The 18,698-nt window shown below is 47.0% G+C and carries 18 protein-coding genes; 11 read left to right on the top strand and 7 right to left on the bottom strand.

Going from position 1 to position 18,698, the window contains the following annotated elements; genetic code table 11:
* Positions 1–364: 364 nt before the first annotated feature.
* On the bottom strand, positions 365–1,042 hold the full coding sequence (locus tag GGU45_RS21500; protein WP_435228294.1) for a metal-dependent hydrolase: 678 nt from the start codon (positions 1,040–1,042) through the stop codon (positions 365–367).
* 210 nt (positions 1,043–1,252) lie between these two features.
* Between GGU45_RS21500 and GGU45_RS21495 the strand changes: the two genes are divergently transcribed.
* Positions 1,253–1,633 (top strand): hypothetical protein, encoded by a 381-nt coding sequence (locus tag GGU45_RS21495; RefSeq protein ID WP_435228293.1) that lies wholly within the window; start codon positions 1,253–1,255, stop codon positions 1,631–1,633.
* Positions 1,634–1,820: 187 nt separating this feature from the next.
* On the opposite strand, the gene GGU45_RS21490 is transcribed toward GGU45_RS21495, so the two are convergent.
* Together GGU45_RS21490 and GGU45_RS21485 are read right to left on the bottom strand one after the other, a co-directional pair.
* The gene (locus GGU45_RS21490; protein ID WP_435228292.1) at positions 1,821–3,017 is read right to left on the bottom strand and encodes a hypothetical protein; all 1,197 of its coding nucleotides are present in this window, start codon (positions 3,015–3,017) and stop codon (positions 1,821–1,823) included.
* A gap of 171 nt (positions 3,018–3,188) precedes the next feature.
* Positions 3,189–4,955, bottom strand: a complete 1,767-nt coding sequence (locus GGU45_RS21485) for a L,D-transpeptidase family protein (protein WP_435228290.1) — start codon at positions 4,953–4,955, stop codon at positions 3,189–3,191.
* Between the two features lie 293 nt (positions 4,956–5,248).
* Here GGU45_RS21485 and atpD point away from each other — a divergent pair, with 293 nt between their 5' ends.
* From atpD to GGU45_RS21450, 7 genes are all read left to right on the top strand, one after another.
* Entirely contained in the window at positions 5,249–6,742 is a 1,494-nt protein-coding gene (gene atpD, locus GGU45_RS21480) for a F0F1 ATP synthase subunit beta (RefSeq protein ID WP_435228288.1), read from the top strand.
* Positions 6,743–6,821: 79 nt separating this feature from the next.
* Positions 6,822–7,079: an ATP synthase F1 subunit epsilon gene (atpC, locus tag GGU45_RS21475; protein ID WP_435228287.1), complete on the top strand. Its 258-nt coding sequence runs from the start codon at positions 6,822–6,824 to the stop codon at positions 7,077–7,079.
* A gap of 188 nt (positions 7,080–7,267) precedes the next feature.
* The gene (porK, locus tag GGU45_RS21470) at positions 7,268–8,497 is read left to right on the top strand and encodes a T9SS ring complex lipoprotein PorK/GldK (protein WP_435228286.1); all 1,230 of its coding nucleotides are present in this window, start codon (positions 7,268–7,270) and stop codon (positions 8,495–8,497) included.
* Between the two features lie 42 nt (positions 8,498–8,539).
* Positions 8,540–9,175 carry a GldL-related protein gene (locus tag GGU45_RS21465; protein ID WP_435228284.1) on the top strand — a complete coding sequence of 212 codons (636 nt, stop codon included), beginning with the start codon at positions 8,540–8,542 and terminating at the stop codon, positions 9,173–9,175.
* Positions 9,176–9,203: 28 nt separating this feature from the next.
* Positions 9,204–10,721, top strand: a complete 1,518-nt coding sequence (gene porM, locus GGU45_RS21460; RefSeq protein WP_435228282.1) for a type IX secretion system motor protein PorM/GldM — start codon at positions 9,204–9,206, stop codon at positions 10,719–10,721.
* Between the two features lie 40 nt (positions 10,722–10,761).
* The gene (gene porN / locus GGU45_RS21455; RefSeq protein WP_435228280.1) at positions 10,762–11,793 is read left to right on the top strand and encodes a type IX secretion system ring subunit PorN/GldN; all 1,032 of its coding nucleotides are present in this window, start codon (positions 10,762–10,764) and stop codon (positions 11,791–11,793) included.
* A gap of 36 nt (positions 11,794–11,829) precedes the next feature.
* The gene (locus GGU45_RS21450; RefSeq protein ID WP_435228278.1) at positions 11,830–12,498 is read left to right on the top strand and encodes an outer membrane protein; all 669 of its coding nucleotides are present in this window, start codon (positions 11,830–11,832) and stop codon (positions 12,496–12,498) included.
* A gap of 185 nt (positions 12,499–12,683) precedes the next feature.
* Here GGU45_RS21450 and GGU45_RS21445 read toward each other — a convergent pair whose 3' ends face one another.
* The 3 genes from GGU45_RS21445 to GGU45_RS21435 form a co-directional block, all read right to left on the bottom strand.
* Positions 12,684–13,214 (bottom strand): RDD family protein, encoded by a 531-nt coding sequence (locus GGU45_RS21445; protein ID WP_435228276.1) that lies wholly within the window; start codon positions 13,212–13,214, stop codon positions 12,684–12,686.
* Between the two features lie 12 nt (positions 13,215–13,226).
* A complete protein-coding gene (locus tag GGU45_RS21440) occupies positions 13,227–13,946 on the bottom strand; it encodes a DUF4197 domain-containing protein (protein ID WP_435228274.1) in 720 nt (239 codons plus the stop codon).
* A 173-nt stretch (positions 13,947–14,119) separates the two neighbouring features.
* Positions 14,120–14,668: a YqgE/AlgH family protein gene (locus GGU45_RS21435; protein ID WP_435228272.1), complete on the bottom strand. Its 549-nt coding sequence runs from the start codon at positions 14,666–14,668 to the stop codon at positions 14,120–14,122.
* A 123-nt stretch (positions 14,669–14,791) separates the two neighbouring features.
* Between GGU45_RS21435 and GGU45_RS21430 the strand changes: the two genes are divergently transcribed.
* Together GGU45_RS21430 and GGU45_RS21425 are read left to right on the top strand one after the other, a co-directional pair.
* Positions 14,792–16,141, top strand: a complete 1,350-nt coding sequence (locus GGU45_RS21430; RefSeq protein ID WP_435228270.1) for a sensor histidine kinase — start codon at positions 14,792–14,794, stop codon at positions 16,139–16,141.
* Positions 16,142–16,164: 23 nt separating this feature from the next.
* Positions 16,165–16,626: a copper resistance protein NlpE gene (locus GGU45_RS21425; RefSeq protein WP_435228268.1), complete on the top strand. Its 462-nt coding sequence runs from the start codon at positions 16,165–16,167 to the stop codon at positions 16,624–16,626.
* Here GGU45_RS21425 and GGU45_RS21420 read toward each other — a convergent pair.
* Positions 16,623–17,273: a peptidase M10 gene (locus tag GGU45_RS21420; RefSeq protein WP_435228266.1), complete on the bottom strand. Its 651-nt coding sequence runs from the start codon at positions 17,271–17,273 to the stop codon at positions 16,623–16,625. The genes GGU45_RS21425 and GGU45_RS21420 overlap by 4 nt on opposite strands.
* 551 nt (positions 17,274–17,824) lie before the next feature.
* On the opposite strand from GGU45_RS21420, the gene nth reads away from it, so the two are divergent.
* On the top strand, positions 17,825–18,478 hold the full coding sequence (gene nth, locus GGU45_RS21415) for an endonuclease III (RefSeq protein WP_435228264.1): 654 nt from the start codon (positions 17,825–17,827) through the stop codon (positions 18,476–18,478).
* Positions 18,479–18,698 lie beyond the last annotated feature (220 nt).

Raw genomic sequence — 18,698 nt, 5'->3', positions numbered from 1 at the left:
TACAAAGAACCAATTAATTTTGGCTCATAACTCAATGGTTTTCTTTTCGTTACACCTTAACTAAATGACATTGCGCTTTAGCCGGGGGCTTTGCACATAGCACCCTGCGGGCACAGTTATAGAATGATCGCCCGGTACAACCCCAAAAAATGTGTCCACACGATAGGATGGCGACCGGGATTGTTTCGGCATCCAAAGATGATTGTTAGTCAATAGATGCTGAGACAGGAATAGATCCCGGGTCAGGCCCGGGATGACATCTTCAGAACGACATTATGCTGTAAAGCGACTTTTGACAGCCCCTTAAACGGTATAGTGATCTTATGAGTGCCGTAGGTACGACCCGTCATGCCCCGGCGTTGCTCTAAAAGGTATAAGTGCGGCCTATTTCAGGAATGAGTAATTTTTTCCCTGCTTCAGTAAAAAGGCGGGTGGCAGCGGCATGGTCGATCTTGATGTATCCGAAGGTATCAAAATGTACGCCGATGATATTATTGCACCCGATAAAATCGCTCGCTTTTACGGCATCACGCGGGTTCATGGTAAAATTGCCTCCGATTGGTAAAATTGCAGTATCGATAGCTGCGTAATGCGGCACCAGTTGCATATCCAGCATCAGGCTGGTGTCGCCGCTGTAATAAAAATTATGATGTGGTGATGCCAGGATAAAACCACCTGCAGCTCCCGCATAACTGCCATCGGAAAAACTGCTGGAGTGTTGTGCCTGCATATAGGTGAGTGTCCCAAAATCAAAATCATAACTTCCGAAATTCATGGGGTGCACATTAACAATACCCTGCTGCTGCAGCCAGCTGATGATCTCAAAATTGCTGATCACCAGTGCACCCGTCCGCCGGGCAATGGGTATCAGGTCTGCAGTATGATCGCCATGGCCATGACTTACAAGGATATAATCAGCTTCAATGGAATGAACGTCTATATTTTTAGCCAGTTCGTTACCCGTGATAAAAGGGTCAAACAGGAATTTTTTTTCATTGATCTCAATCAAGAAACAGGATTGGCCATAAAAAGTAAATTTCATAATGCTTTTTTTACAAAGCTAACTATATCTGTCTGGGGCGCAAAACAGGGTGGAATTCAGGGAAATGAATTTTTGTTGTAGGGAGAAGCAGCTCCGGTATCTTTTTTAAGGTAAAAAATGTTAAAACAGAACCGTTCAACAAAAAATTGGCATTGTGCTTGCCAGTACACTGGTATTAATAATTTTTAATCTAAACAAAAACCGGATTCTATGAAATCGATGTTCAAATTTTTAAGTCTGACGCTGATTGCAGCCACTGTTGTTTTTGCATCCTGCAGTAAAGATGACAATCCTGCCGATAATGATCTGTTTGCAGGAACTTACAAGGGAAGCGTTTCGTTCCATGGCAGCAAGGATATCAGCAACGCGAACGGTTCTGTATTTGTAACCAAGGTAGGCGATCGCTATGATTTTAAATTTTCTGATGGAATTGCCGCTATTACAAATGTAAAGATGGAGAAGGGGGACCAGGGGTATATTGGCTCTGTAAACGGCTATATTGGCACCATTTCTATCAATGCCAACAAGCTGTTCATCGCAGTTACAAAGGATGGAACTTCTGATACATGGGGGGCTAATTGCAGCCGGTAAATTTTACAACAGGCAACCGGGCGTTTGTAGTTGAATACATCGATTATGAATTCCCGGTTGCAGGTTCTTTTACACTGCTTGCCTGAGAATATTACTTGTAACCGGTTTTACAGGTGGAACAAAAGCAGGGTACCCCGTTGCCTTCTTTTCCGGAACGTTGTTATCGTCTGATGTCTGGTGCCTGCTATCAACTCAATACCGGGTGCATTTTAAATTCTTTTTCCCGGTCAAAATTGTACCGGTACGTAGTTAGCCGCCTGCTTTTATGGGTGCCCAGCGATTCGGCTACGTTGATCATTTTGGGATTGAACTCGCCGATCCACTGCATTTCAAACTGATCATAGATCGGGGTGCCCAGTTTATAATGGCCATTACTAATGCTTAGGTTTTGGATCAGCCGGCAACCTTCGATGATCATATAAGCATCAACACCCTTTCCCTGGAATTCGGGCACAATGCCAAATACCAGTCCCACAAATTTGTTACAAGGCTTTGTTCTTTTATACCATAAAAATTTTAATTTGTCGAGGAAACCAAATTTACCGTTCAGCAGCTTAAACCATTGGTTCAGGTCCGGGAGATTCAGCCAGATGCCGATGGGCTCCTTTTTGTAATAGATCAGCCAGCAAATGCGCTCGTCCAGCACTGCCTTCATACTTTGAAACATTTTCCGGGCTACTTTTTCCTCCATTTGTTTCAACCCGCCGTGCCCGGCCCATGCTTTGTTATAAACGATGGTAAAGTCACGGGCATATTGATCCAGGTTGTTTTTCTTAATATTGTCTGAAGAATAATTGGGGTCTTTTGCCAGTGCCGCGTGGCGTTCATAAAACTTTTCCTGGATCCGCTTCCCTACGTTTAACGAAAAACATGCCTGGTAAAAGAAAGGTTGAAAACCATAAGTCTCCAGCAGCGTTTTATAATAGGACTGGTTATAGTTCATACAATACAATGGAGGCTCAAAACCTTCAGTCACCAAGCCCCACCATTTATCCCTTTCTCCAAAATTAATAGGCCCGTCCATGGCCGTCATTCCCCGTTCTTTCAGCCATTGTCTGGCGGCATCCAGCAGCAGGCTGGCCGCTTCCTGGCTGTTGATGCAGTCAAAGAAGCCTACGCCACCCACGGGGCCATCATCGCCCTTGGTTTTATATTTCTTATTGACAAAAGCCGCAATGCGCCCAATAAGGCGGCCCTGCTCATTCTTCAGTACCCAACGGATGGTTTCGCCAAAACGGTAGGCTTTGTTTTTAGCGGGATCAAAGACTTCGTTAACATCCTTATCCAGCGGGCGTATATAATGAGGATCGGTTTTATTGATTTGCACGTTTACCGCTAAAAAAGCCTTTGCCTGTGCTTTGGTGGTTACTTCTTCCAGTATCATCCGGCAAAATTATCGTTTCATGAACAATTTGAAAATGGTTGAATAGGAAATAGTGAAAAGTTAATAGTCAATAGGCAATGGTGAATGGTTTATAGTCAATGGATTTGGAAGTATAAAACCGGTCGCCAACTTTGAACGTTAAACCTCAAACCGAACCATGGAAACCTGGAACTAAATCCCCGCCCGCTTCAAACTATCCAGTTTCCGTTTTTCCTTCCGCTCCAGTTCTTTTTGTTTTACAGAGTCCTTAATGTGCTGTATGCTGTCGCGGATGGCCTTTTGCCGGCTCCAGGTGGTACCTACACTGTTCAGGAACATTTTTTTGGCAATAATGGCATCATGGCCATAAATGTCTTCGCGGAAATTGAGCCGGCCATCATCGTCTACCCAGGCGGTAAAATAGGTGATCAGTACCGGTATCGGCCGTTTTACCCGCACAAATTTTTCTTTGCCGCTGTTCATGGCCGAATCAATTTTCTCAGCGTTCCATTTGGAAGTATCGCCCAGCACGTATTGCGCAAATTTTGCCGGCTCTTTCAGCCGGATGCATCCGTGGCTGAAGCTGCGTTTGTCGCGGTTAAATAAGCTTTTGGCGGGTGAATCATGAAAATAAATATCATAGCTGTTGGGAAACAGGAATTTTACCAGGCCCAGGGAGTTCCAGGGCCCCGGTTTCTGGCGCACCTGGCCGTTTACGATCTCCATGTGGTTGCGCTCAAGATAGGCGGCACCGGGGCGGCCTCCCATTTCTTTTTTTACGATGCTGGTGGGCACATTCCAGTAGGGGCTGAACACAACTGTTTTCAGCATACCGGTAAAAACGGTCGTATTGTTGCTTTCTTTTCCTACCACTACGTTCATGTCCCAGGCCGGCCGCCCATTTTCGTAAATATGCATTTTATATTCGGGAATGTTGACCATGATGGCCCTGCCCGAATCCCGGGTCTCAATCGGGATCCAGCGCATCCGCTCCATGTTGATCAGGATCTGCTGAATGCGCTCATCAACGGAAACGTTCAGATCTCTCAGAAAGGTTTTACCTGCCTTGCCATCTGGTTTGTATCCATATACTTCCTTCACCGCATTTACCGCTCCGGCAAGGGCGGTGTCATATACATTAGTAAAGGTACTGTCCGCCCCATCAAGAAATCCTTCCACCTTAAGCCGCTTCTTCAATACCAGTACGGCGGCATCTTTATACCCTTTTTTCATTTCCTCTACCTTGCTGTTGACCCGGGGCCAGCCGCCGGCATCCCTGATGGCTTTGTATTGCTGCAGTTTTTTACGAAGTGCAGTATATTGGGGATTGCGTGGGGCATAGGCCTCGGAGAACTGGCCCCTTGCCGAAATCACGGAATCGAGCATGGCCTCCAGGGTTAACTTCTTTTTTGGTATATACCATTCGAGGGTCTTCATGTCAAAGCCGGCATCGTAGGCATAGGCATGGTCTGCATACAGGTAGAAGAATTTTGTGAGCGACAGCTCCAGGTTCTGAAATGCCGAGTCGTTTTTTATTTTTACAGATTCGCGGGCGGTGATCAGCGCCTCCATCCGTGCTGTCAGCGTTTTGCTGTATACCGAAGAATCTTTTGAGTAGTTCAGGTAGTTTTTCAGCAGGTTCCAGAAAGAAATGGTGTGCTCGGGGATTCCTTCGGGCGAAAACCAGGCATACTGGTAGTTGCGGCTGTTGTAAAAGCTTTTGATCCGGTTTACCAGGGTATCGCTAAGGCTATCGGCGGCCAGGAAACCGTTTACCAGGCTGCTGTCGATAAACAGCCCATTAAAGGCATTACTTGTGTCAATGGTTACATCCACCTTTGTTACGGGTTTCTCTACGCGGATCACTTTTTGCCGTTCCTTTTTTTCGGCGTTTTTGCAGGAAATAGCGCCAATAACGATCAGCAGCGCCAGCGAAAGCGTAAGTTTTTGAACACGCATGGGATAAATTCAGTTAAAATAGATCGAAAATTACGGAACTTATTGAATACTTGGTTGATAGCGACAGGGAAGTTAAAGATGGCAGCGGCTCTGTGGCGGCCCCTTTCCCAAGGTGATGTTTTTCATCATTCTCAATAAGTTTTAAGCGTTTATGATAGCAAAAGTACATGTAAACGGCCGATAAATGTATTTTTTCCACAGGTTATTAATAATTCTTGGCCACCGCGTTATTTATTATAGGGATAAACCTTACTTTTGCAGCCTCAAATAAATCCTTATATTTCAATATTGATATGGCAAACGTAGGTAAAGTAAAACAGGTGATCGGCGCGGTAATCGACGTTCAGTTTGATGGTACGCTCCCCGAAATTTATAACGCGTTGGAACTCACGAAGGAAAATGGTGATACCCTGGTGTTAGAGGTGCAGCAGCACCTGGGAGAAGACAGCGTTCGTACCATTGCAATGGACGGAACCGAAGGTCTTGTTCGGGGTACCGAAGTACGCGATACCGGTAAAGCGATTACCATGCCTACGGGCGAAGCCATTAAGGGCCGCCTGTTTAACGTAACCGGCGATGCCATTGATGGCCTGCCTGCGGTTTCCAAAGCCAACGGTCGACCCATCCACGCTATGCCGCCGGCATTTGAAAACCTGAGCACGGCAACTGAAGTGTTGTTTACCGGTATTAAGGTAATCGACCTGATTGAGCCCTACGCAAAAGGTGGTAAAATTGGTTTATTTGGAGGTGCCGGAGTAGGAAAAACAGTATTGATCCAGGAGCTGATCAACAATATCGCAAAAGGACACGGTGGTTTATCTGTGTTTGCAGGTGTGGGAGAGCGTACCCGTGAAGGAAACGACCTGATGCGTGAGATGATCGAAGCCGGTATTATGAAATATGGCGAAGCATTTAAGCACAGCATGGAAGAAGGTGGCTGGGACCTGAGCAAAGTAAACCAGGAAGAGCTGGCCGAATCCAAAGCTACATTCGTATTCGGACAGATGAACGAACCTCCCGGTGCACGTGCACGTGTGGCGTTGAGCGGTTTGACTATTGCTGAATATTTCCGGGATGGAGATGGCGAAGGCAAAGGAAAGGATATCCTGTTCTTTGTTGATAATATCTTCCGTTTCACCCAGGCCGGTTCCGAAGTATCAGCGCTGCTGGGCCGTATGCCTTCGGCGGTAGGATATCAGCCCACACTGGCTACAGAAATGGGATTGATGCAGGAGCGGATCACTTCTACAAAAAGCGGTTCCATTACTTCCGTGCAGGCAGTATATGTACCTGCGGATGACCTTACCGATCCGGCGCCGGCAACAACCTTTGCCCACCTGGATGCAACTACCGTATTAAGCCGTAAGATTGCCGATTTGGGTATTTACCCTGCGGTGGATCCCCTGGATTCCACTTCCCGTATCCTGATGCCACAGGTAGTGGGTGATGCGCATTACGAGTGTGCTAACAAGGTTAAGAGAATTTTACAGCGTTATAAAGAATTACAGGATATTATCGCCATCCTTGGTATGGATGAGTTGAGCGATGAAGATAAAATGACCGTTTCCCGCGCCCGTAAAGTGCAGCGTTTCCTTTCGCAGCCCTTCCACGTGGCTGAAGCCTTTACCGGTTTGAAAGGGGTGCTGGTACCCATCGATGAAACCATCCGCGGATTTAACATGATTATGGACGGTGAAGTAGATGAATATCCCGAAGCAGCATTTAACCTGGTAGGGAATATTGATGACGCCATCGAGAAAGGGAAGAAGTTACTGGCGCAGGCTTAATTTGAATATTTGATGATGTGCTGATTTGAAAATGGCGCGTCTTTCATTAAGAATTTTCAAATTTTCAAATTTTCAAATTATGATTTTAGAAATATTAACCCCGGAAAAAAAGATTTACAGCGGTAATGTATATGGTGTGCAAATGCCGGGTATCTCTGGTTCTTTTGAGGTGCTCGAAAAACATGCGCCCATGATTGCAGCATTGCAGGAAGGCAAGTTGAAGATTTTGAAGGACCGTCTGAACGGAGAAGCCAGCTTTTTCCAGATCCAGAGCGGGTTTGTAGAAGTGCTGAACGAGAAGGTAACAGTGCTGATCGAAGGGGCGCTTCCCCTGTAAGCGTACTGATTTTTTTATTATGGCCCGTTTTCGAACGGGCTTTTTTATGCTACCCTAATTGGGGTATAATTGACTGCTATCCCCGAATAGGGAGGAAAAAAGTTTCCTTTTTTGGAAAAGAGGGTTAATTTGCTCCGATTCTGGCAGACATTTTGTGAACTATAAGTTTTTTAAACCTAATTTTTTCAATGAAGACCCTTCTTCTTTTTGTTAGTACATCCTTTTTGTGTGTTCATTTGTATTCTCAAAAAAGTATCAGTTTAAGAAAAGTTGTAAGTAAAAAATCTGAAATTGGCGCCACCCTGCCCATGTCCGTTGTGGAAATTCCGGCGGGAACATTTTTTATGGGCAATCATGGAGATTCAACTTCACCCACCAGCCAGGAGCAACAGCGTCCGGTGCTGATCAGTGGTTTTTATATGTCGGCTACCGAAGTTACTAACGCCCAGTATCATGAATTTGTAAACTGGGTGCGCGACTCGGTTGTGGCAAAAAGGCTGGGAGGGCAGTATGTTTCGGTTGCGGGCAATGATACCATGATCAACTGGAAGGCGGCTTCAAAGATCAACTATTCGGATCCTGCCATTCTTGCACAGCTGGGCGACCTGGTGCTGGACCCCTCCAGAACGATCAGCCAGAAGCGGATGATTGACCCCGATAAACTGATCTACGCGTTGGAAGGGTTTAACTACCAGGAGGCCGCAAAAAAAGAAAACAAGGGCCGTGATGCAAAAGATTTTGTTTATCGCTACACCGTTCAGGTGTACCCCGATACGTTGGCCTGGATGCGCGACTTCGGATACTCCAACAATGAGCAAATGGCGGTGAATTATTTCAGCAGCGCAAAATATCAGAATTACCCTGTTGTGGGCGTAAGCTGGAAACAGGCCAGCGCTTATTGCGACTGGATGACCAAACATAAAATCCTTTCCCGGCAATCGAAGCACAGGGGCAGCGCCGGCGGAAAGGCACGCCTGCCAACAGAAGCAGAGTGGGAATATGCCGCCAGCCTGAATGCAAAGGATGATACAAAAAAAGCGCAGACCTCCAACGAAGGAGCCGATACGATGGGTAACAATACAAAAGCTGCCGTACCAGGCGAAGGAAAGATCTTCCCCGTTTATGTAAGAGGCGCCAAAAAAGGCGATTTCGGGTTGTTTAACCTGTCGGATAACGTATCGGAATGGACCACGACCTCCTATTACGAGGGAGGTGAAAACTTCCAGAACCGGTTTAACCCCGATATTCAATGGGGCACACCAGAGTCGGAGTCCAAAGCGCAGCGGAGAAAAGTGGTACGGGGTGGCAGCTGGAAGGATACGCCTACTTTTATGACCACAGAAAATCGTTCGTTTGAAGACCTGGATGCTTCGCATTCCTATCTTGGGTTCCGCATTGTGGTAAACATGCCGGAATAATTCTTAATTCATCAACTATTTACTTTATAAAATTTAGCATGTATGGCTGTTGAAAAAGTTCGCCCGATAGACCGGTACCTGGAAATCTTCTATTCCCTGGGTGCCGTGCCTGTGTTGCTGGGAGTATTGTTTAAGTTGACAGGAACCTCTCCTTTTGGAGACCCCAATATCTGGCTGCAGATCGGATTATATACCGAGGTGCTGGTGTTTCTAAGCTTTGGGCTGATGTACCTGTTTAATCCTCCGCAGAAGGTGGATGAAATGGGAAATCCTGCAGGGGCGGAGGATGCCCTGGTGGTAAAAAAGGCAATGGCAAAAGACAGCGCCCTGGTTTCGGTTGATGAAATGCTGAAGGCGGCCGACATTACGCCCGAGAACCTGGGCCGGCTCAGCGCTGGCTTTAAAAGCCTGGAGGCCAATATTACCCGCATCAGCCATGCCTCTGAAAGCCTGGTGGATACGGAGGAGTACTCCCGGCAGATCAAACAGGCCAGTGCCACTATTGGCCAGATGAATACCTATTACAAAAAGCTTGCGGAAACCTCCGATGCCCTGGTAAACAGTGCAGAAGATGCAAAGAATACACAAAAAGAAATTGCCGATCTTTCAAAGAACCTGGCGCGGTTAAACCAGATGTACAGCGGAATGATTGCCGCCATGCAGATGAAGAACGGATAAATTATCAACCAAGAAAAGGAATAGAACTATGGCTTTACCAAGAGAGCCGAGACAGAAAATGATCAATCTGATGTACCTGGTGCTAACAGCATTGCTGGCACTGAATGTATCATCGGAGGTGTTGAATGCGTTTAAGACAATTGATAAGAGCTTAACCAACGCAAACGAGACCATTGATAAAAAGAATAAAACCATTTTTGTTTCGCTCGAAGAAAAGGCAAATGATCCTAAAACCCAGGAGCTGGCACAGGTTTGGGTACCAAAGGCTGAAAAAGCCCGGCAGCTTTCGGATGAGCTGGTTAATTATATTGAATCGCTGAAAACACAGATTAAAACGGCCTCCGGGCTGAATGCGAAAACGGGGGTTTATAAAGAAAGTAACCTGGACGTGCCTACGCGGATCATGATCGATAAAAAACAGGGAGACGACCTGCTGAAAAAACTGACCACCTACAAAACGGCGATGCTTTCGATAGACCCGGAGATCAGCAGCGAGTTCCAACATACCCTGCCCCTGGACCTCTCCATGCCGGAAGTAAAAAACAGCAATAATAAAACCTGGCCGGCCGCTTATTTCAGAAGCACACCTTCAGTGGCCGCGATCACGATTCTTTCGAAATTTCAGAATGATGTCAAAAACGCCGAATCGCAGGTTGTTGAATTTTGTCATAATAAGATCGGGGCTGTAAAAGTGGTATATGATGAGTTTCAGGCACTGGCAATGGCCAATGCGCAATACCTGCTTCCCGGACAGGAATTTAATATTACTGCCGGCGTGGGGGCTTTCAGCAAAAATGCGCGTCCCACCGTAACCATTGATGGCGCTGCTGTTCCGCTGAATGCCAATGGGCTTGCAGAATACAAAACGGTTGCCGGCGGCCCGGGCACTTATACAAAAAAGGTGAATATTTCGTTTGTAAAACCGGATGGTACTACCGCGGTCATCACCAGGGATATTACTTATACCGTGGCATCGCCCACCGGGTTAACGGTTAGTGCCGATGCGGTGAAAGTATTATACGTGGGGCTCGATAATCCGGTTTCAGTAGGAGGGGGGAGCGGCAGCAGTGCCGATCAGCTGCGGGTTTCCATTAGCCAGGGAAGTATTTCGGGCTCCCGTGGAAAATATACTGCAAAAGTAACCACGCCCGGCACAGCCACGGTTACTGTAAATGATGGTAAGCATACCAGCAATTTCGAATTCCGCGTTAAATCCGTACCCTCACCCACTGCAATGGTTGGGGCCAGTAAAGGCGGCCGGATGCGTGTGAATGATTTTAAAGCACAGGCGGGCGTAAGGGCCGAGTTGGAAAATTTTGTTTTTGAGGGCGTCAAATTTACGGTAACCGGTTATACCATGACCTTTGCAGGGGCCGGTTATTCTGAATTTATGCATAAGGCGGTTAGCGGCAACTCTTTCAATGCCGCCCGGTCGCTGATCGAAAGAGCACAACCGGGAAGTACCATCACCATTGATGAGATTAGCGCTGTTGGACCGGGGGGGCAAAAGCGAACGCTGGCGCCCATTGCATTTAATTTATTTTAAAGTTGGATCAGGGCCATTGCCCGTTGTAAAATAGATACTGATGAAATTGAACATTTTTATGACCGCGTGCCTGGCAACGGGCTTGCTTTTTGTTTCGGAGCAAAGCTTTTCGCAGCGCAGCGCGTATGACACACCCGTCTCCTCGGGCAAAAAAACTGCGCCCAAAACGAATATACCCGCAAAGGCTGGCCAACCAGACCCTGATAAATCCCCTGTGGTGGATAGCGTTCAGCCCAATCTTCCCATTGAAGTAGTGGAGGGAGCGCAAACGGGAGGGCTTTTTGGTGGAACTGCAAAATCGCTTCGTAAGGACAATATCCTTGAAGATGATATGTCTGACAGCACCGCCACTCCATTGCCTTATACCGCCTTATATGCTTCTGATGCCTTATACCGCGTACGGGTATGGCGCACCATTGATGCGCGCACGCAAAAAAATGCCCGGTATTTTTTTAACAAGGCCATTGAGGGAGAAAATAATTCAAGGCTTATCAATATTATGCTGAATGCCATAAAAGACAGTGGGGTACAGGCTTTCAGCAGTATAGACGACCGGTTTACAACCCCCATCAGTTATGATGAGGTAGTAAGCACGTTTGGCGGGGGAAAAGATACCGCAGCCAAATATGATATGGAAGGAAATATTGTGGGTTACCAGGTCCGGAACCGGATGGTATCCGGTGATTCGGTGTACAGGTTCCGGATTAAAGAAGAATGGGTGTTTAACAAACGGGATGGTAAGACCTATATCCGCATACTGGGCATTGCACCGCTCTCATCCTACACTACATCCGATGGGTATACCGTTGCCAATAGCGAGCATGCCTTGTTTTGGATCTATTACCCCGACCTGAGAAAAACGCTGGTACGTAGCAGTATCGTGAATCCGCTGGATATGGGAGGACGCATCACCTGGGAGGAAGTGTTTGAAAACCGGCTGTTCGACAGCAAGGTGATCAAATCTTCACTGGATGCAGAAAATGGATTTAATGAAAACCCGCTTACGGAAGCGCATGCTGTAGATATTCAGAAACAGCTCAACAGCCTGAGCCGGCGTATGTGGAGTAAATAAAACAGGCAGCGAAGCTGCAAACAAAAAAATATACGGATGAATGTAAAAAATTTGATTCTTCTGGCCGGATTTGCGGGTAGCAGTTTATTTTCAGCGGCCCAGGACAACGGGCGTAAAAAAGATTATGTGGCGCATAAAAGCAATATGGGAATTACCGCTGGCGCGCTGGGATATTCTGGCCGTTATGCCGTAAAAACGCCGCTGGGCACCCATACCTCTTACGGGGTTTCGGCGTTTTATGATCACAGTATGATATTACCCTCACAGTTGTTTGTAAGGGGAGAGCTGCTGTTTGGTGAGCTAAAAGGGAACAACCAGGAGGAAGAGGTAAGCGGCCCCCTGGGCGGGTTTAAAACCAATGTGCTGGAAGCCACGGTAAAAGCGCAGTATGATATCCTCAATGATGCTGTAACGCGTTGGTCGCCTTATATCCTTGCAGGGGCCGGTGCTTATGGCTTATTTAATTATAGCTCCACGAAAGGGGTTAAAGACCGTTCCGATAAAATAGCGTTTATTCTCCCGGTAGGCGGGGGGGTCAAATACCAGGTAAGCAACCGGGGCCGTATTTTCCTGGAAGGGAGTGTGCGGTTCCTGACAAAAAACCTGGATAATCATAACCCGGATGGCACCAATAATCCCAACAAGTATTACTCACTTGGACTTGGATTCTCTTATTCGTTGCAGAAGAACAACCAGCTGTGGTAGCCGCTTCCTTTGGAATGTAAAATACTGAATGAAGAATGTAAAATAAAAAAGGAGTATCCATTTATGAAAACAAACTTCCCGTTTCTAACGTAACTTATTTTTGCACCTGCCCCGTCCGGATGTGCCATTCGGTACGGGCGGGCGAATGACTGGTCAGGCAGATTTCAACCATGAATGCCAGGGCCTCATTTTTTCACCACCAGGGTACCCGCTAGCTTGTCGTGCAGCGTTTGTTTCCGGTTGTCCCAGATCATCATCAGGTAGCCGATCAATAAAATGATGGCAGAGATGAATTTTGCAAAATGACGGCCGGTAGCGGCTAAAAATGAAATGGGTTTGCCATCCAGATTAGTGACCTTTATCCCCAGTGCCATTTTGCCTAGCGTGGCCTGCGATGTACCTGCTAGCATGATGGCTTCATAAAGCCAGCCGATAATGAGGTTGATCCATCCACCGGCGGAATTGTAATAGGCCAGGTAGCCGGATGCGGCGCTTCCGCCGTCCTGCATATTGTACCAGTTAGCGCTTAACCCGGTAAAGCGGTTTACATAGCTGCCAATAATACCCAATACGATCCCATCGATCAATGCTGCGGCAAAACGTTCCCAAAAACCAGCATAGCGAACGGGCAGAAGGTCATGGAAGAGGTCGGAGCCGGAGTTTGAAAAGCGCTCCGGATCGGTATCATTGTGGTATTTTGGGTCGTTGGTTTCCATGTGTTGTTTTTTTTATTGCCCGCCTCTCAGCCGCATTTGCTGGTCGGCATAACCAAATACCCGTTTCAGCAGGTCGGTCTTTCTGGATGCCAGGTTAGTTCGTATTTTTTCCTCCTCATTGCCTACATAAAGGAACATGCCGTCTATAGCGCGGGCCGCAATAAATTCGTTCAGGCTGGTCTCCAGTTTTTTACCCAGGAATGGGATGGCATTGTATGTTTTGGCAATGCTCTGGTAGTCCTTTTCGGCGCCGCTGGTGCGTACCGTATTGTCTACAATTGGCCGGAACTTCGTCATCAGTTCGGGCGACATCTGTGCTTTAAAAAAGTCAGTGGCGGCATGCCGGTTATTGGTCAGCAGCAAAGAGGCCGCATCGGCGATGCTCATATTCTTAACAGCACTCACAAAAACAGGTTTGGCTTCGGAAACCGCCTGCCCCATGGCATTGGTAAATTTTGAGGTCATTTGGTTTACCAGCGAGCTTAAACCCAGGTCGCGCAATGTTTTTTCAATTTTTGCCGCATCGCCGGGGAAGGCAAAGCGTACCAGCGGGTTGCCCTGGTTTGGGTTGGCAAAAGCGTCAAAACCGCTAAACAGGCCCTGGGTAAGGGCTGCGCGAAGCCCGTTGGCCATTTCAAGCTGCGAAAGCCCTCCGGCAACAGATTGCAGGGTATCGCAACCGGAGAACAGTACGGAAGCTCCCAATGCAAGCGAACATAATAAACGTTTCATGGATATGGATTTTCTGATTTCTGGCAAACTTACTAATATATGATGAACCCGGTTAACAACGAACCTGAAACTTTAAACCTGAAATCCATTCTTCAAAGGTCTCATGCCTCAAGCAGAGAAGCCAACCAGCTAATACGAAGCCAACGTGAAACGTTGAACTTTAAACGTGAAACTCAATTCATCCGTGGATCAATAGGAGCGTTAACAATCAGTTTATAATCGCCGCCCAAATGGTTGAGGATATTTTTCCAGAGCGCCTTTTCATCTTCGCTGAAGAGGAATTCCGGTGTGGCCCGGGTTACGATCCAGGTTTTTTCGTCCATTTCAAAATCCAGCTGCCCCTCGCCCCAGCCGCTGTATCCCAGGAAAAAGCGCAGTTTTTCAGGTGCAATACGGCCTTCAGAAAGCAGGGCTGCCAGTATTTCAAAGTCGCCGCCCCAGTACACGCCCCGCAGCACCTCTTTGCCGCCGGGGATTTCCAACGGGTACTGGTGCAGGAAATGCAGACTGTCCAACCCCACCGGCCCGCCCTCATAAACCGGGAAATCAAATTCCTTCAGCTCCGGTACCAGGTCGCCAAGGGTGTGTCCGGTTTTTCGGTTCATAACAAACCCCACGCTCCCCGTGGCATCGTGCTCGCAAAGAAAAACCACGGTACGCACAAAATTAGGGTCGTTCAGGTGTGGGTTCGCGATTAAAAAAGTGCCGTTTCCCGGTTCCATTGATTATAAAAAGATTCGTTGAATACGCTATAAAAGCAAGTTAAAGTATAAAGGTAAACAGATTTATGGTTTTTACAGATGCGGATCGATGATTATATTTGCTTTTACCCATTTTTAACGTTCGTGAAAAAATTATTTGTACTCATCGTAGTCCTGATCTCGCTTTCGCTTTTAGGGATCATTCTTTTCCAGGTTTCCTGGTTAAAGAATGCCGCTATTTTGCGGGAAGACCAGGTACGTCAAAAGATTGATAATGCTGTAAATGAAGTAGGGCAGGAGTTGTCCCAGTTTAAAACACAATACAGCACGCCATACAGTAATGATATCCCGCTGCTGCTGCCACGGTCTGCGCACGATTTCTTTAAGCGCAATACCATCCATGCCAAGATGAGCCATCAGCAATTGTACAACCGGATCCGGAAGGCATTTGATCATGCCGGCCTGGCCGACCTGGGGTTTGAGTTTTTGCTGACGCTGCGGAGCGATCAACCTTTTGACCCTGTTGAAAAGCAGACGCCCAATTATGTACAGTCCAGTGCAGACACCCTGCATAATTACGCTACAAGGGGAGTCATGATCACTGTGTCGAGCGGATCCGCTTTCGAAAATCCGGATGAAGCGTTGTTTGTAGTGGCACTCGATTATAAAAAGCTGGTTTTGCGGGCGCTCACCGGCAGTATCCTGCTCGCCATATTATTTACCCTCGTTATTATTGCCGCCTTCTTTGTAACCGTTTATACCATGCTGCGGCAAAAGAAACTCGGGGATATCAAAAATGACTTTATCAACAACATGACGCATGAGTTTAAGACGCCCATCGCTACCATATCGTTGGCGGTGGATGCGCTCAAAAACGAAAAAGTAATGTCGAACCGGGAACGGATGGCTTATTTCAGCGGTATTATTAAAGAAGAAAACCAGCGGATGAACAAACAGGTAGAAGCCATTCTGAAAGCCTCCCAGTTCGAAAAACAGGAAGTGGAACTGGATAAAGGCCCCGTCCATGTGCATGAAATCATAAAACTGGTGGCAGACAAATTTCTGCTGCAGCTGCAGGAAAAAAGCGGAAGGGCCGAGTTGATGCTGGGCGCCTCCAATGACCTGATAAAAGGAGATGAAGTACATTTTACCAACCTGGTAAATAATCTGATTGATAATGCGGTAAAATATTCGAAAGAAAATGTCCCCATTCATTTAAAGATCAGTTCTTACAATTTGGGCGACAAGCTCGTTTTGAGATTTGAAGACAACGGGATCGGCATGGCCCGCGAAACGCAAAAAAGGGTTTTTGAAAAATTTTACCGCGCTCATACCGGTAATCTTCATAATGTAAAAGGATTTGGACTGGGGCTCAATTATGTGAAATCGGTAACACAATCGCACAACGGGTCTATTAAGCTGGAGAGTTCATTGGGCAGGGGAAGTATCTTTACCCTGGAGTTTCCGCTGGATACGGATGCCGGCCGGAAATAGCACTATAAAATGTTTTGACCACCATGAAAAAGATTGTATACTTTATGCTGGCGTGCAGCATTGCCGGTTGTGCCGGAGATGGAAATCAGCAACAGGCAACGGGCGACACGCTGGCATATTCCTACGCGCCATCTCCCATACACGACTCCGAAAAAGTACCGGTTGCCGATACCACGAAGTTTGAAGGCACTTATTCCGGGCTTTTGCCCTGTGCCAGCTGCGAGGGTATCGAAACCACGCTTACCTTATATGAGGATCATTCCTTTTTAATGAAGGAAGTTTATAAAGACGATCAGCCCGATACCTTTGTGAACAAGGGAAAATATACCGTAACCGATAATACGCTTTATCTAAAAATGGATGGCGCCGGCGCAGAGCGCCCTGTTATGTATGCAGTGCGCCCCAATTCCCTCACCCAGCTTGATTTGAATGGGAACGAAATTTCCGGCGCACTGGCGGGGCACTATGTGTTGATGAAAAATTAAACCAGGGTTTGGTGATCCGGGTGCCAGATGCTGCTGAAATCTCCAATAACCGCCCGGTTGTTTTTAAATGGGAGCCGGTCAATATTCAGAAGGATAATATCCTCCTCTCGTACTTTACGGTAAATGGGGTACATTGTGCCTCCCCTGGCACCGGCAGGCTTGCCGGGATCGTACTGGTAAGCCGCGTCTACAAGTGTTCCACGGGGGTACATGATGCCCGGCACTCCCTTGCCGCGAAAGTCGAGATCCTGCGGATGTTCAAGTCCCAGTGTATGCCCGTATTCATGGGCGGCGGTGGTAGACCCCGGGTACAGGTTTTCCAGTTTAAAATACCCGGTGTTGCAACCCAGCCCATCCACAAATGAAATATCCCCCCGCACATATTCCTCAATCCTGAAATAATTATTCTGCGGATCATCGTTTCCCAGTATTTCTTCCTGGGCAATCTCCGGCCGGCAAACGGCGGTGATCCGGAACCGGACAGCGCAGGCGGATCCCTCCAGCCAAACATATCCGGCCGGCTCGTTCCACATGGTTTCAATCTCTTGCCGGATCTGTTCCGTAAGCGCGCTATTGGCAGCGTTTCCGTACGTAACAATATGCGACAGGATCAGGACGCTATTGTTTTCAAGTTCGATCGTACCCATATATTTCTGATTTCTGACAAACTTACTAATATACGAATACCCCGTTAATGGTCCAACTTTAAACCTGGAACCTGGAACTTTAAACCTACAAAGACCCCGGTTAATACTGAACATCAAACATTAAATGTCAAACCTCAAACAAAAAAACGAAGACTCCGTCAATCCCCGGATCTCATTCACACTCCCGATAGCCATCGCATGCGCGTCAGGTTAAGAACAGATCATGTTGCCATGAAATGTAGTACGGGTAAGCCTTTCGCGCCAAAAAGATCGCATCTTTTAATAGCAAACAGGCGCAGCGCGCCGTTGACCCTTATAACGATGAACCTCCAAAACCTCCCGTAGCCGCAGCGCGGCGGTAATTTCCTGTGCACGGCTTGTACAAACCGCAATGATTACCGGTGCGCGGCACCTTTATTACCCGTATTGTCGTTTACTAACAGGATCAGCGCTGCGCTGCAGCTCCCGGGGCAAAAATTAACCTGACGCGCATGCGATAGCCATCGGGATTCATATTTTCATATTTTCAAATTAAACTGTAGGTTTGTTTCATGACAAAGAAAGAACGGTATCAATTTGTGATTGATTATTTCCAGGAGCATATACCCAACCCGGAAACGGAGCTTGTATATGACAATCCATACCAGCTGCTGGTGGCCGTTATTCTTTCTGCACAATGTACCGATAAGCGGGTGAATATGACCACGCCGTTCATCTTTGAAAAATACCCGGATTTGTCAAGCCTCAGCCATGCAACATTTGATGAACTGTTTCCATTGATCAAAAGCATATCCTATCCCAATAACAAGACCAGGCACCTGATTGGGATGGCGCAAAAAGTGATGCAGGATTATGATGGAGCCATACCTATGACGGTAAATAAACTAATCACCCTCCCGGGTGTGGGCAGAAAAACGGCCAATGTGATCACTTCAGTAGTGGAACAGCAACCGAATATGGCAGTAGATACCCATGTGTTCCGGGTAAGCAAACGACTGGGCCTGGTGCCCCAAAAGCTAAGTACTCCGCTTGCAGTGGAAAAAGAGCTGATCAAAAATATACCGGCGGAGCTCATCCATAAGGCACATCACTGGCTCATCCTTCATGGCCGGTACACCTGTCTTGCCCGAAATCCCAAATGCCGCGAATGTGGATTGCAGCAGATATGTGTTTACTTTCACCAGCAATTAAAGCAGAAAGGGTGATTTATTTCCCCACCGATATACTAACTGACAGTTCCACGCGTTTTAGTAATGGTTTCCAATTTACGGTAAGGGACGGCATCGGACAGTATTGGCATACAGATTGCTGTAGTTATTGTATTATTTTGCAATAACGTTTTAGCGAACCTTCTTGAAGCATGATGTATAACCCTCTTGCAGGCCATGAATCCATTGTTGCAGATTCTTTTTTAAATGGATCGTA

Origin of the sequence: Niabella hirudinis (assembly GCF_051201075.1) — a bacterium.
In the GTDB taxonomy this organism is placed as follows: domain Bacteria; phylum Bacteroidota; class Bacteroidia; order Chitinophagales; family Chitinophagaceae; genus Niabella; species Niabella hirudinis.
This window is presented reverse-complemented; position numbering and strand designations above follow the sequence as displayed.

Bases quoted from the DNA above. Each gene is read 5' to 3' on its own strand.
- GGU45_RS21500 (WP_435228294.1), bottom strand. From the start codon at position 1,042: ATGAAATTTACTTTTTATGGCCAATCCTGTTTCTTGATTGAGATCAAT.
- GGU45_RS21495 (WP_435228293.1), top strand. From the start codon at position 1,253: ATGAAATCGATGTTCAAATTTTTAAGTCTGACGCTGATTGCAGCCACT.
- GGU45_RS21490 (WP_435228292.1), bottom strand. From the start codon at position 3,017: ATGATACTGGAAGAAGTAACCACCAAAGCACAGGCAAAGGCTTTTTTA.
- GGU45_RS21485 (WP_435228290.1), bottom strand. From the start codon at position 4,955: ATGCGTGTTCAAAAACTTACGCTTTCGCTGGCGCTGCTGATCGTTATT.
- atpD (WP_435228288.1), top strand. From the start codon at position 5,249: ATGGCAAACGTAGGTAAAGTAAAACAGGTGATCGGCGCGGTAATCGAC.
- atpC (WP_435228287.1), top strand. From the start codon at position 6,822: ATGATTTTAGAAATATTAACCCCGGAAAAAAAGATTTACAGCGGTAAT.
- porK (WP_435228286.1), top strand. From the start codon at position 7,268: ATGAAGACCCTTCTTCTTTTTGTTAGTACATCCTTTTTGTGTGTTCAT.
- GGU45_RS21465 (WP_435228284.1), top strand. From the start codon at position 8,540: ATGGCTGTTGAAAAAGTTCGCCCGATAGACCGGTACCTGGAAATCTTC.
- porM (WP_435228282.1), top strand. From the start codon at position 9,204: ATGGCTTTACCAAGAGAGCCGAGACAGAAAATGATCAATCTGATGTAC.
- porN (WP_435228280.1), top strand. From the start codon at position 10,762: ATGAAATTGAACATTTTTATGACCGCGTGCCTGGCAACGGGCTTGCTT.
- GGU45_RS21450 (WP_435228278.1), top strand. From the start codon at position 11,830: ATGAATGTAAAAAATTTGATTCTTCTGGCCGGATTTGCGGGTAGCAGT.
- GGU45_RS21445 (WP_435228276.1), bottom strand. From the start codon at position 13,214: ATGGAAACCAACGACCCAAAATACCACAATGATACCGATCCGGAGCGC.
- GGU45_RS21440 (WP_435228274.1), bottom strand. From the start codon at position 13,946: ATGAAACGTTTATTATGTTCGCTTGCATTGGGAGCTTCCGTACTGTTC.
- GGU45_RS21435 (WP_435228272.1), bottom strand. From the start codon at position 14,668: ATGGAACCGGGAAACGGCACTTTTTTAATCGCGAACCCACACCTGAAC.
- GGU45_RS21425 (WP_435228268.1), top strand. From the start codon at position 16,165: ATGAAAAAGATTGTATACTTTATGCTGGCGTGCAGCATTGCCGGTTGT.
- GGU45_RS21420 (WP_435228266.1), bottom strand. From the start codon at position 17,273: ATGGGTACGATCGAACTTGAAAACAATAGCGTCCTGATCCTGTCGCAT.
- nth (WP_435228264.1), top strand. From the start codon at position 17,825: ATGACAAAGAAAGAACGGTATCAATTTGTGATTGATTATTTCCAGGAG.